Consider the following 12,956-nt stretch of genomic DNA (forward strand, 5'->3'; position numbering starts at 1 on the left):
CAACCATGACCGAACGCCCTCCGACGACCATCCTGGGCAGCAACGTACAATCGTTCACCCTTGCCAACGGCCTGCGCATCTACCTGCGTGAAGACCATCGTGCGCCGCTGGTCAGTGTGCAGCTGTGGTATCACGTCGGGTCAAGCTACGAGCCAGCAGGCCACTCAGGCCTTTCCCATGCCCTGGAACACTTGCTCTTCGAGGGCAGCAGCAAACTGGCAGCTGGCCAATATTCGGCCCTCATGACCCGTCTTGGCGGCGAACCGAATGCGTTCACTTCCACCGACGCCACGTTCTTTCCGCTGACATTGCCAAGCAGTCGACTGGAGGTTGCCCTGGAAGCGATGGCCGATGTCATGGCGAGCGCCACACTCAGCGATACACCTTTCGCTCGCGAACTGAGCGTGGTGATGGCAGAGCGCCGGGAACAAGTCGACAACAACCCCTTGGCACTGGCACTGGAACATCACCAGATACTGGCTTACGGTACCGGCGGCTATGGCACCCCCGTCGTTGGCCACAAGGCTGATCTTGAGCACCTGACGCCTGCTGCAGCGCGAACTTGGTACCAGACCTGGTACCACCCCAACAACGCCACACTTGCTGTAGCAGGCGACATGACCTTGTCACAGCTGCAAAGCCTGGTCATGCGGCACTTTGCAACGATCCCGGCCAACCGCCTGCCAGCACGAGAAACACCTTCTGCTCCCCCGCTGCAGAGTCGACGTCATCAAACGCTGCGACAACCGGGCCAGTACACAGGCACGATTCTCAGTTTCAACCTCCCCAGCCAATGTACGGCCCAGTCCGGCGAACAAGCTTATGCATTGCGGCTCCTGCCCGAGCTGCTTGCCGATGGGCTCAGCAGCCCCCTGCAAAGACGACTGGTTCTGGAAGACCGCACCCTGCTGGCCCTGCGCTCAGCATACGAACCCTGGCAGCGCGGCGACAGCATGCTGGCGCTCTATGCTTTTTGCAGCCCGCAGGTTACGCCGCAGATCGCCGCCGAAAGGCTGCTGGTGGAAATTGAATCCTTTCGTCACTCGGCACCTTCCAGAGAAGACCTTCAACGCGCCAAGGCGCGCCTGCTGGCCAGGCAGATGTTCGAGAGGGACGACATCGATATACAGGCACGGGCCATCGGCAAACAAGCCGCCTGCGGCCTGGACCCCATTGCACTGGAAAACGAGCGACAAGACATCGAAGCCGTGACAGCCGAACAGGTCGGCCAGGTCGCCCTTGAGTTCCTGATCGATTCCCGCGCTGCCATTACCTTCATGCACAACAAGGAGAGCGCACATGCGTGATTTGACTGCGACCTCAAAGCCTACCGAAACCAACAGCATCTACGGCGGCCTGATCAGCGCCCAAGGGCTCGACCTGGGCCAGTTCGAATCCATCCAGACGCGGGTGCAAGCCTGGAAGACCGAAGCAGGTACAGCCGTAAAATTCGTCGAAGCCCGTGGATTACCTGTCGTTGACGTAGTACTGAGGTTCAGGGCCGGCACTGTTCAGGACACTGAGCACCCTGGCCTGGCAGCCTTGACGCTGTCCATGCTCGATGAGGGTAGCCAGCAGTACACGGCCACCGAACAAGCCAGTCATCTCGAACGCCTGGGGGCGGTTTTCGACAAGCAGATACGCCTGGAACATGCGACATTGAGCCTGCGCAGCCTGAGCACCCCGGCCGTGCTGGGGCCGTCCCTGGCGCTGTTCACCGACCTTGTGGCACGCCCCGCATTCCTCGCCCCCGCTCTGGACAAGATCAAGCAGCAGTTGCTGCAGAGCAACGCCTCACGCGAGCAGCGTCCTGTATCGAGGGCGCGCAGCGAAACTTTGCGCCACATGTTCAGTGGCCATCCTTATGGCAGCTCACTGGGCAGCTCGGAAGAGGCTCTGGCGGCGGTTACCCCAGACGATTTGCGGACATTCCACCAACGCGCCTACTCCGCCAGCAACCTGGAGTTGGTCGTGGTCGGCGACCTTTCTTTCGCGCAAGCCCAAGCACTCTCCCATCAAATCAGCCAAGCACTGCCACAGCGTTGGTCGGCAACAGATCTGCCAGCTGTCCCAGCCGCTACCGGCACGACCCTAAAAGTCGAACAGCCTGGCGCGAGCAGCGCTGTCTTGCTGGCACTTCCGTTGAACGTGCCCGCCAATGATCCGCAGTTCCCAGCCCTGGAGTTGGCCAGCGAAATACTGGGAGAAGGGCTCGAATCGCGCTTGATGGTCGAACTGCGCCAACGCCGTGGCCTGACCTACGGCGTGCAAACCCGCGTATCGCCATTACGGGCGGGCGGACTGTTCACCATCGAATGGCAAATCGCCCCCGCGCATGTGGAAGGCTCCCTGGAACTGGTAGTGGACCTGCTGCGCGATTTCATTGAACAAGGGCCAACCCAGGCAGAACTGCAAGTGGCTCGCAAGCAGCGGGAAGGGCAATTGCTGCGCAGTGTCGCGCAGAACAAAGGCCTGGCAGCATTGCTCGCGGATCTGACCCATAAACGCCAACCTGACGATTATCTGAACACCTACATCGAGCGCATCAACCGTTTGACGCCGGCCAATGTCCGTGCCGCCATGCAGCGCCATCTCGACCTAAGCTGTATCGTACAGGTCAGTGTCGGCCCAAGCGTCGAGCAACAACCTCTGCCAGCCCCCGACCAATAGCGCAGGTACAGTGGCGGGGTTTCATGGCACTCTACGCAGGCAAATCACGAGTCGCCCAGCATGCCCAGTCTCACCGCCACGTTCCGCCCGGCCATCGGCCTGTCAAACCCTCACCTGCAAACCTTGTGGGGGCCACTGTGGCGCAAGCTGCCAGAGCTGGAACGAAGCCGCGAACGCCTGTGGCTGGCCGATGGCGATTTTCTCGACCTCGACTGGCATGGGCCGCATAGCCCGGATGCGCCGCTGGTGCTGGTGTTGCATGGGCTGACTGGCTCTTCCCACTCCCCCTACGTCAAAGGTTTGCAGAAATCACTGCAAGCCTTGGGCTGGGCCAGCGTCGCGGTGAACTGGCGCGGCTGTTCGGGCGAGCCCAACCTGTTGCCGCGAAGCTACCACTCCGGGGCCAGCGAAGACCTCGCCGAGGTAATCGCGCACCTGCACGCCCAACGCCCTCAGGCGCCACTGTATGCAGTCGGCTATTCGCTGGGCGGCAATGTACTGCTCAAATACCTGGGGGAAAGTGGTGCAGGCAGCCAGCTGGAAGCCGCAGTAGCCGTCTCGGTGCCGTTTCGCCTGGACCAGTGTGCCGACCGCATCGGCCTAGGCTTTTCCAAGGTGTATCAGGCGCATTTCATGCGCGAGATGATGGCCTATGTGCAGGTGAAGCAACGGCATTTCCGTGACCGCGGGCTCCACGAAGGCCTTGCCGAGCTCGACCGCCTGGGGCCCTTGGGCAGGCTGAAGACCTTCTGGGATTTCGATGGCAAGGTCACTGCGCCGCTCAATGGCTTCAGCGATGCCCACGATTACTATCGCCGTTCATCAAGCCGGTTTTATCTGGGGGAAAACCGCACACCAACGCTGATCATCCACGCCGCCGATGACCCGTTCGTGTTCGGCCACAGCCTGCCCACCGCCAGTGAGCTGGCAGCACAGACGCAGTTCGAGCTGCATGAACGGGGTGGGCATGTCGGGTTTGTCGACGGCAGCCTGCGGAATCCGGGCTATTACCTCGAGCGGCGGATCCCGCAGTGGCTCATCGACGGTCAGTGATTATTCGCCCGTCGCCACGCCATGCTTGGGATCATTGATCCACTCACTCCACGAGCCAGCATACAACTTGCCCAAGGGATACCCCGCCAGCGCCATGGCAAACAGGTTATGGCAGGCCGTCACCCCTGATCCGCAATAGGCCACCAGTTGTTCAGGAGCACGCCCGGCCAGCTTCTCGGCAAAGCGCTGCTTGAGCTGTTGCGGCGCCAGGAAACGGCCATCGGCACCGAGGTTCTCGTTGAAGGCGGCGCACTGGGCGCCCGGAATATGCCCTGCTACGGGATCGATCGGCTCGACTTCGCCCCGGAAGCGCGGCAACGCACGGGCATCGATCAGGGTCAGGTCAGGGCTGCCCAGGCGCTTGGTCAGGTGCTCGGCGTCGATCAGCAACTTCGCGTCCGCCTCGCCGCTGAACGTCCCCTCGCGCTTGGCCGGCGGATCCAGGCTCAGCGGCAGGTGCGCTGCATGCCAGGCCTTGAGGCCACCATCGAGGATGGCCACGTCGCTGCGCTTGCCCAGCCAGACCAGCAACCACCAGGCCCTGGCAGCGAAGGCGCCCGGGCCATCGTCGTACAGCACCACGGCGCTGTCATCGTCCAGCCCCCACTCACGCAGGCGCTCGACCAGCCGATGCGGGTCCGGCAGCGGGTGGCGGCCGGTGCGGCCCTTGATGACCGGCCCGCTCAAGTCACGCTCCAGATCAGCAAAATGTGCCCCGGCGATATGCCCCTCGGCATAGCTGCGTTGGCCGTAATCCACATCCTCCAGGGCAAAACGACAGTCGAGGATCACCAGCTTGGGCGAGTCCAGACGCTCTGCCAGCTGTTGCGGGGTGATCAATTGCGCAAGGGGCATGACAATCTCCTGATCGATGGCACGAAGGCCCTGGCTACTGTTCCAGAGCCTGGTTGAACGGAACGTGGAATTCCTGGCACAAGGCGTCCACCGCGCCGCGGGCATTGCTGGTGACAAAACCCAGCTCCAGCACCAGTACCTGATAGACGCCACGTTTGAAGGCTTCTTCACCCAGATGCGCTGAATGCTCGCGCGTGGTGCTGAGAAAACGTACCCATGAAGTCAGCACGATCCAGGCATTGATGGTCAGCGACTCGATCTGCGCAGGCTCCATGGTCAGGATCCCGGCATCGACGAAGCCACGGTAGATTGCCTGGCCCTGGCGCAGGCAACGCTCGGAAAAACGCCGGTAGCGGGCGGCCAGTTCAGGGTCGCTGTCCAGCAGGTGTTCCAGGTCACGGTGCAGGAAACGGTAGTTCCACATCGCCGCGAGCAAGGCCTTGAGGTAGAAGCGTTTGTCTTCGACCGTGGCTGCTCGCCCCTGCGGCGGGCGCAGGAAACTGTCCACCAACTCTTCGTACTGGCTGAACAGCAGGGCGATGATCGCCTGCTTGTTGGGGAAGTGGTAATACAGGTTGCCAGGCGAGATTTCCATATGCGCGGCAATGTGATTGGTACTGACGCTGCGTTCGCCCTGCTGGTTGAACAGCTCCAGGCTGTTCTGCACGATGCGCTCTCGGGTCTTCATGCGCGGGGACATGCTCAGCTCCCAGTCTGCGGGCTTTCGATAAAGGGTCATCTTACGGTGAATCACAGCGCTGGTGCACGGGTCTCGCCTGTTAAAAAAGTCGCACCATGGTACGAATTAGAGTATAGGCTCTAAGCACTCCAAGCCCAGACGGGAGACCACCGTGACCTCGCCCATCGCCTTGCCCCCTGTGCAATCCGACACCGACCTTGCAGCGACGTTCGCCACTCAGCGCCAGGCCTTTGCCGGTAACCCCATGCCCCCAGCGGCACAGCGGCGGCAGTGGCTGAAGAGCCTGCGCGAGGCACTGCTGGCGGACCAGCGAGCGCTGATCGAAGCGATCGATGCCGACTTCACCGGCCGCAGTGCCGACGAAACGCTGTTGGCCGAGCTGCTCCCGTCGGTGCAAGGCATTCGCCATGCCGAGCGCCACCTGCAACGCTGGATGCGTCCAGCCCGGCGCGCGGTGGGCCTGGCTTTCCAGCCGGCCAGCGCACGGGTGCTGTACCAGCCATTGGGCGTGGTTGGCATCATCGTGCCGTGGAACTACCCGCTGTTCCTCGCCATCGGCCCGCTGACCTGCGCCCTGGCTGCCGGCAACCGGGTCATGCTCAAGCTGAGCGAAGCCACACCGGCCAGTGGCGCAGCCCTCAAAGCACTCATTGCCAGGGTTTTTCCCGAAGACCTGGTCAGCGTGGTGCTCGGCGAAGTCGAGGTCGGCCAGGCATTCGCCCGCCTGCCGTTCGACCACCTGCTGTTTACCGGTGCCACCCGTATCGGCCGCCAGGTCATGCTGGCTGCCGCGCAAAACCTGACCCCGGTAACCCTGGAACTGGGCGGCAAGTCCCCGGCCATCGTGTCTGCCAGCGTGCCGCTGGACACCGCCGCCGAGCGCATCGCCTTCGGCAAGACCCTCAATGCTGGCCAGACCTGCGTCGCACCCGACTATGTGCTGGTGCCCCGTGAGCGCCTTAACGACTTTGCCGCGGCCTATCGCAACGCGGTGAAGCGCATGTACCCACGCATCGCCGACAACCCCGACTACAGTGCCATCATCAACCCCCGCCATTTGCAGCGCCTGCAGCACCTGCTGGAGGACGCCCGCGGCAAGGGCGCCCAGGTGCTCGACCTGTACCCCGACGAGACGCGCCAGGGCCGACGCCTGCCGCCCCACCTGCTGACCGGGGTGAACGACAGCATGCAGGTGATGCAGGACGAGATCTTCGGCCCGCTGCTGCCGCTGGTGCCTTACGACCACCTCGACGAGGCCTTGGCCTATATCAATCAACGCCCGCGTCCCTTGGCGCTGTACTACTTCGGCTACGACCGCAGCGAACAGCAGCACGTGCTGCAGCACAGCCATTCCGGCGGCGTGTGCCTGAACGACACCCTGCTCCACGTGGCTCAGGACGACTTGCCGTTCGGCGGTATCGGCCCCTCCGGCATGGGCCACTACCATGGCCACGAAGGCTTCCTGACCTTCAGCAAGGCCAAGGCAGTGCTCGCCAAGCAGCGCTTGAATGTCGCGCGGCTGATCTACCCGCCCTATGGCAAGGCCTTGCAGCGCTTGGTCTACAAGCTGTTCATCCGCTGATGCAGCGCCGCGACCTGCTGCGTTTCAGCTTTGGCGCCAGCCTGTTCCTGAGCACCGCCAGCCTGGTCGGCTGCAGCGCGCAAACGCCCGCAGCCGGCTACCAGGTGCTGCGCGACGATGATTTGCCAGCCCTGCTTGCGCTGATTCCGGTGGTGCTCGCCGGCACCTCGGCGGACGACGAACTGGTGCTGCACAGCCTCGATCACAAGTTGGCTGCGCTGTCGCCGGAGATGCTCAAACTCACCCGGCAATTGTTCGACGTACTCAACCTGCCGCTGACCCGCGGCCCTTTGACCGGCGTCTGGGGGGCCTGGGAGCAGGCCAGTGGCACGCAGGTAACCGCCTTCCTGCAGCGCTGGCAGGACAGCTCGCTGAACCTGCTGCGCATGGGCCATGCCTCACTGCTGCAACTGCTGCAAATGGCCTGGTACGAGCGCCCGGAAGCCTGGGCCGCGTGCGGCTACCCCGGCCCTCCCAAGATCTGACAAAAAGAGCATCCTCAATGCCAGTAACCGACCCGTTTCGCCAAGGCCTCGAACGCGGCTGGATCACCCATGACGGCTCACGCCTGGAACACGACCTGACACTGGAGGCCGATATCGCCGTGATTGGCAGTGGTGCCGGCGGCGCCACCAGTGCGCAGATGCTCAGCGCCGCCGGCTACAAGGTCTTGCTGATCGAAGAAGGCCCGCTGAGGACCAGCTCTGACTTTCATCTATTGGAAGACGAGGCCTACGCCAGCCTCTATCAAGAAGGCCTGGGGCGAATGAGCAAGGATGGCGCCATCACCATCCTGCAAGGCCGCGCTGTAGGCGGGACCACGCTGATCAACTGGACGTCGAGCTTTCGCACGCCACCGCAGACGCTGGAGCACTGGGCTGCAGCACATGGCGTCACAGGCTTGGGCGAACAGGAGATGCAGCCTTGGTTCGAGCGTATCGAGCGCGACCTGGGTATCACGCCCTGGGCAATCCCGGCGAATGCCAACAACGACGTACTGCGGCGCGGCTGTGAACGACTCGGCTACCGGTGGGCGGTGATCCCGCGCAATGTGCGTGGCTGCTGGAATCTTGGCTACTGCGGCATGGGCTGCCCGGTGAATGCCAAGCAGTCGATGCTGGTCACGCGCATCCCGGCAACCCTCGACAAGGGCGGTGAACTGCTCTACCTCGCCCGCGCCGAGCGCTTCGAACACGATGGCGAGCGTATCGCCGGGCTGCAGTGCCAGGCGCTGGATGCTCACGGCGTGCACCCTACCGGCCGGCAGGTCAGCGTGCGCGCCCGTCATTACATCGTCGCCGGTGGCGGTATCAACAGCCCGGCCTTGCTGCTGCGTTCCAAGGCCCCCGACCCGCATGGCCGCCTGGGCAAACGGACTTTCCTGCACCTGGTCAACTTCAGCGCTGCACGTTTCGACGCGCGTATCGACCCTTACTACGGCGCTCCGCAATCGATCTACAGCGACCACTTCCAGTGGCAGGGCGGTGTCGACGGGCCGGTGGGCTACAAGCTGGAAGTGCCGCCCCTGCACCCGGCCCTGGCCAGCACCCTGCTCGGCGGATACGGCATCGACAATGCCCAGCGCATGGCCGAGCTGCCGCACACTCACGTCATGCTGGCCCTGCTGCGCGACGGCTTTCACCCCGACAGCACGGGCGGGGCGGTGGAGCTGCGCGGTGACGGCTCACCCGTGCTGGATTACCCGCTCAGCGACTATTTGCGCGACGGCCTGCGCCGCGCCTATCACAGCATGGCGCAGATCCAGTTCGCTGCAGGTGCCACGCAGGTCACGCCGGTGCACAGCGACGCGCGCGCCAGTGCCAGCCTGGTCGAGGCCCAGCGTGTGATCGACGCCTTGCGCCTGGAACCGTTCCGCACCCGGCTTGGTAGTGCCCATGTCATGGGCGGCTGTGCAATGGGCGACGATCCGCGGCAGGCGGTCTGCGACAGCCTGGGCCGCCATCATCAGCTGGAAAACCTCTCTGTCCACGATGGCTCGCTGTTCCCGACCAGCATCGGCGCCAACCCGCAGTTGTCGGTGTACGCCATCAGCGCCCGGCTGACCGAGGCCTTGGCTGCCCGCCTGGCACAGAGTGCATGACAACAAATGCACGCCCTGTCTATAGTGCCATCAGCCGGCCGCATGACTTGGCCGGGCGCAAGCGCTGCGCTACCATCCGACTCCCCAACGCACTCCAGCCAGGATGACGCGATGAACCGAGTGTTGTACCCGGGTACTTTCGACCCCATTACCAAAGGCCATGGCGACCTGGTCGAGCGCGCTTCGCGCCTGTTCGACCACGTGATCATCGCAGTGGCGGCCAGCCCGAAGAAAAACCCCCTGTTCCCGCTGGAACAACGGGTCGAGCTTGCCCGTGAGGTCACCAAGCACCTGCCCAATGTCGAAGTCATCGGCTTCTCGTCGCTGTTGGCGCACTTCGCCAAGGAACAAGGCGCGAACGTGTTCCTGCGCGGCCTGCGCGCAGTATCGGACTTCGAGTACGAGTTCCAGCTGGCGAACATGAACCGGCAATTGGCGCCCGACGTCGAAAGCCTGTTCCTCACGCCTTCGGAGCGCTATTCGTTCATTTCCTCGACGCTGGTGCGGGAAATAGCTGCGCTGGGCGGCGATATCAGCAAATTCGTCCACCCTGTGGTGGCCGAGGCGCTAACCGAACGCTTCAAGAAGTAACCTCGAACGCCTGATCGTCGCGCCCGCGTGCACTGCGGGCGCGAATGCGGCACAATTGTGCCCAAAGCGTTGAACATGCCCGGGCGATGCGCCCCGGCCGGAGTCCCCATGTCCCTGATCATCACCGACGATTGCATCAACTGCGACGTCTGCGAACCCGAGTGCCCGAACGAGGCCATCTCCCAAGGCGAAGAGATCTACGTGATCGACCCGAACCTGTGCACCCAGTGCGTGGGTCACTATGACGAGCCGCAGTGCCAGCAGGTCTGCCCGGTCGACTGCATCCCGCTGGATGAAGCGCACCCGGAAACCCAGGAAGAACTGATGGCCAAGTACCGCCGCATCACCGGCAAGGCCTGATCGCAGGCGGCTAGCGCTGGCAGCGCGGGCAGAACACGCTCGCCCGCTGCCCCAGCTTGACCTCGCGCAAGGTCGTGCCGCACAGCTTGCATGGCATTGCGCCCCGCCCGTAGACGAACAATTCCTGCTGGAAGTAGCCCGGCTGCCCGTCGCCACCGATAAAATCGCGCAGAGTCGTACCGCCTTGCTCGATGGCCGCGGCCAACACCCGTTTGATCTCGATCGCCAGCTTCAGGTAACGCGCGCGGGAAATCGCGCCCGCCTCGCGGCGCGGGTCGATGCCGGCGGCAAACAGCGCCTCGGTCGCGTAGATATTGCCCACCCCGACCACCACCGCGTTGTCCATGATGAACGGCTTCACCGCCATCGAACGCCCGCGCGACAGCTGGAACAGCCGCTCGCCGTCAAACAGCTCGGTCAACGGCTCTGGCCCCAGCCGCAGCAAAAGCTCATGGTTGAGCGGGTCGAGGCTCCAGAGCATGGCCCCGAACCGGCGTGGGTCGGTGTAGCGCAGCATCAGCCCGGATTCCAGTTCGATATCGACATGCTCGTGCTTGGCCGCTGGCAAGCCCAGCTCCACCAGGCGCAGGTTGCCCGACATGCCCAGGTGGCTGATCAAGGTGCCCACCTCGGCGTTGATCAACAGGTACTTGGCCCGCCGCTCGACGCTGACGATGCGCTGCCCGGACAGGCGTACGTCGAGGTCCTCGGGTATCGGCCAGCGCAGGCGAGGGTCTCGCACCACCACGCGGCTGACACGCTGGCCTATCAGATGAGGCGCAATCCCGCGCCGGGTAGTTTCGACCTCTGGTAATTCCGGCATGGCTCAGTGCCCGCCCAGCTCGCGAATGTTCTGTTTCAAGGTCTCGAAGTCGTACTCCGACAAACCGATATAGTCCAGCACCAGCGGGCCAACCACATTCCACTCATGATCGACGCTCTGATTGCCCAGCACACGGTACGAAGCGCAGATGTTCTCGGCCATCTTCAATACGGCCAGCAGGTTCTTCAACTGGCTCTGGGTATTGCGCGACGAGTCTTCGCGGAAGACCGCCAGGGCATTGTGGTGGTTGGCGATGGCCCCGCTGATGTGCTCCGGCAGGCGCCACGACTTGGCCGTGAAATAGCCCACCACGGCATGGTTGGTGTTGAAGGCGCGGTTCTCGGTATCGACCACGCGTGTTTCCTCGCCAGCCTTGGCGTAGGCTTCTTCCAGCACTTGCATGTACTCGGGGAAGCGCTTGAGCATCAGCGGTACGCCGCAATCATGGAACAGCCCGAGGGTATAGGCCTCGTCGGCGGCCTGGATGCCGGTGCGCTTGGCCAGCGTCAGGCAGGTCATGGCCACGTCCTGGGCGGTATCCCAGAAGCGGTTGAGGGTGACGATGGTATCGTCGCTCATCTCGCCCTTGATCGACTGTGCATTGATCAGGTTGATGATCGAACGGCTGCCCAGCAGATTCACCGCTCGCTGGATCGAACCGATCTTGTTCGACAGGCCGAAGTGCGGCGAGTTGACCAGCTTGAGCAAGGCACCGGCGAGGCCTGGGTCCTGGGAAATCAGCTTGGCGATGGTTTCCAGGTCCGGGTCAGGCATGTACTGCTCAAACTGCAGGTCTACCAGGATCTGCGGTTGCGGCGGAATGGTGATGCCTTGCAAGGCTTGCTGGATCTGTTCGGCGCTGAGTTCTTGGGACATACGTGCATACTCGTTGAGGACGAGCGAGTTTAACCCCCTGAGGCTCGCCTTGACAGGTGCAGCGCCTGGGAGATCGAGCGCCACTCCTCTAAAGGCGAAAATAAGGCAGACACGCTATAATCCCGCTCTTTTTCCCGGAGCGACGTCATGTCCCTGCCCAGCCTTCGCCTCAAAGCCAATGCCGACCGCCGCCTGCGCGCCGGCCACCTGTGGGTCTACAGCAACGAAGTCGACGTCTCCGCAACCCCACTGCAAGGCTTCCAGGCCGGCCAGCAGGCCGTGCTCGAGGCTGCCAACGGCAAGCCGCTGGGCATTGTCGCGCTCAGCCCGAACAACCTGATCTGCGCTCGCCTGCTGTCGCGTGACATCAAGCTGCCGCTGGACAAGTCGCTGCTGGTGCACCGCCTGAACGTCGCCCTGTCCCTGCGCGAGCGCCTGTTCGACCAGCCGTGCTACCGCCTGGTGTACGGTGATTCCGACCTGCTGCCGGGCCTGGTGGTCGACCGCTTCTACGACATCCTCGTGGTGCAGCTGGCCTCGGCCACCATGGAAGCACACAAGGACGACGTGATCGCGGCACTGATCCAGGTGCTCAAGCCTGGCGGCATCCTGTTCAAGAACGACTCCGCCGCCCGCGACGCCGAAGGCCTGCAGCGCTACGTCGAAACCGTCTACGGCGAAGTGCCGGACTGGGTCCCGCTGGAAGAGAACGGCGTCAGGTTCGAAGCTCCGGTACGTGAAGGCCAGAAGACCGGCTGGTTCTACGACCACCGCATGAACCGCGCGCGCCTGGCACCGTATGTCAAAGGCAAGCGTGTGCTCGACCTGTTCAGCTACATCGGTGGCTGGGGCGTGCAGGCTGGCGCGTTCGGCGCCAGCGAAGTGTTCTGCGTCGATGCCTCGGGCTTCGCCCTGGACGGCGTCGAACGCAACGCCGCGCTGAATGGCATCAGCGAGAAACTGACCTGCATCGAAGGCGACGTGTTCGAGGCGCTGCGTGAGCTGAAGGCCGCCGAAGAACGCTTCGACGTGATCATTGCCGACCCACCCGCCTTCATCAAGCGCAAGAAGGACCTGAAAAACGGCGAAGCGGCCTACCGCCGCCTCAACGAGCAGGCGATGCGCATGCTGAGCAAGGACGGCATCCTGGTCAGCGCCTCGTGCTCGATGCACCTGCCCGAGGACGACCTGCACAACATCCTGCTGACCAGCGCCCGTCACCTGGACCGTAACCTGCAGCTGCTCGAGCGTGGCGGCCAGGGGCCGGACCATCCGGTGCACCCGGCCATTGCCGAAACCCGCTACATCAAGAGCATCACCTGCCGGTTGCTGCCCAACAGCTGAT

13 protein-coding genes are annotated in these 12,956 nt (G+C 63.4%); 9 read left to right on the top strand and 4 right to left on the bottom strand.

Annotation, left to right across the window (positions count from 1 at the left end; genetic code table 11):
* Positions 1-5: 5 nt before the first annotated feature.
* The 3 genes from HU738_RS07450 to HU738_RS07460 are packed head-to-tail and all read left to right on the top strand — an operon-like array spanning position 6 to position 3,723.
* Positions 6-1,307 (top strand): M16 family metallopeptidase, encoded by a 1,302-nt coding sequence (locus tag HU738_RS07450; RefSeq protein ID WP_186601834.1) that lies wholly within the window; start codon positions 6-8, stop codon positions 1,305-1,307.
* The gene (locus HU738_RS07455; RefSeq protein ID WP_186601836.1) at positions 1,300-2,670 is read left to right on the top strand and encodes a M16 family metallopeptidase; all 1,371 of its coding nucleotides are present in this window, start codon (positions 1,300-1,302) and stop codon (positions 2,668-2,670) included. Before HU738_RS07450 ends, HU738_RS07455 begins: the two co-directional genes overlap by 8 nt.
* A 60-nt stretch (positions 2,671-2,730) precedes the next feature.
* Positions 2,731-3,723, top strand: a complete 993-nt coding sequence (locus HU738_RS07460) for a hydrolase (RefSeq protein WP_186601838.1) — start codon at positions 2,731-2,733, stop codon at positions 3,721-3,723.
* On the opposite strand, the gene HU738_RS07465 is transcribed toward HU738_RS07460, so the two are convergent.
* Both HU738_RS07465 and HU738_RS07470 read right to left on the bottom strand, forming a co-directional pair.
* Positions 3,724-4,578, bottom strand: a complete 855-nt coding sequence (locus HU738_RS07465; protein ID WP_186601840.1) for a sulfurtransferase — start codon at positions 4,576-4,578, stop codon at positions 3,724-3,726.
* Positions 4,579-4,612: 34 nt separating this feature from the next.
* Positions 4,613-5,278 carry a TetR/AcrR family transcriptional regulator gene (locus HU738_RS07470; RefSeq protein WP_176507610.1) on the bottom strand — a complete coding sequence of 222 codons (666 nt, stop codon included), beginning with the start codon at positions 5,276-5,278 and terminating at the stop codon, positions 4,613-4,615.
* A 151-nt stretch (positions 5,279-5,429) separates the two neighbouring features.
* On the opposite strand from HU738_RS07470, the gene HU738_RS07475 reads away from it, so the two are divergent.
* The 5 genes from HU738_RS07475 to HU738_RS07495 all read left to right on the top strand — a co-directional run bounded on the left by HU738_RS07475 (position 5,430) and on the right by HU738_RS07495 (position 9,912).
* Positions 5,430-6,860 (top strand): coniferyl aldehyde dehydrogenase, encoded by a 1,431-nt coding sequence (locus HU738_RS07475; RefSeq protein ID WP_186601842.1) that lies wholly within the window; start codon positions 5,430-5,432, stop codon positions 6,858-6,860.
* Positions 6,860-7,345 (top strand): twin-arginine translocation pathway signal protein, encoded by a 486-nt coding sequence (locus tag HU738_RS07480; protein WP_186601844.1) that lies wholly within the window; start codon positions 6,860-6,862, stop codon positions 7,343-7,345. Before HU738_RS07475 ends, HU738_RS07480 begins: the two co-directional genes overlap by 1 nt.
* Before the next feature lie 17 nt (positions 7,346-7,362).
* Positions 7,363-8,961 (top strand): GMC family oxidoreductase, encoded by a 1,599-nt coding sequence (locus HU738_RS07485; RefSeq protein ID WP_186601846.1) that lies wholly within the window; start codon positions 7,363-7,365, stop codon positions 8,959-8,961.
* 111 nt (positions 8,962-9,072) lie between these two features.
* Entirely contained in the window at positions 9,073-9,552 is a 480-nt protein-coding gene (coaD, locus tag HU738_RS07490; protein ID WP_014861498.1) for a pantetheine-phosphate adenylyltransferase, read from the top strand.
* A gap of 108 nt (positions 9,553-9,660) precedes the next feature.
* Complete coding sequence (locus tag HU738_RS07495) at positions 9,661-9,912, top strand: YfhL family 4Fe-4S dicluster ferredoxin (RefSeq protein WP_054885521.1); 252 nt, start codon at positions 9,661-9,663, stop codon at positions 9,910-9,912.
* 10 nt (positions 9,913-9,922) lie between these two features.
* Here HU738_RS07495 and mutM read toward each other — a convergent pair whose 3' ends face one another.
* Both mutM and HU738_RS07505 read right to left on the bottom strand, forming a co-directional pair.
* Positions 9,923-10,735, bottom strand: coding sequence for a bifunctional DNA-formamidopyrimidine glycosylase/DNA-(apurinic or apyrimidinic site) lyase (gene mutM, locus HU738_RS07500; RefSeq protein WP_186601848.1), 813 nt, complete (start codon positions 10,733-10,735; stop codon positions 9,923-9,925).
* 3 nt (positions 10,736-10,738) lie between these two features.
* A complete protein-coding gene (locus HU738_RS07505) occupies positions 10,739-11,557 on the bottom strand; it encodes an HDOD domain-containing protein (RefSeq protein ID WP_186601961.1) in 819 nt (272 codons plus the stop codon).
* 201 nt (positions 11,558-11,758) lie between these two features.
* Between HU738_RS07505 and HU738_RS07510 the strand changes: the two genes are divergently transcribed.
* A complete protein-coding gene (locus tag HU738_RS07510; protein WP_186601850.1) occupies positions 11,759-12,955 on the top strand; it encodes a class I SAM-dependent rRNA methyltransferase in 1,197 nt (398 codons plus the stop codon).
* Position 12,956: the final 1 nt, after the last annotated feature.

The sequence above is a fragment of the Pseudomonas vlassakiae genome (genome assembly GCF_014269035.2).
GTDB lineage: Bacteria > Pseudomonadota > Gammaproteobacteria > Pseudomonadales > Pseudomonadaceae > Aquipseudomonas > Aquipseudomonas vlassakiae.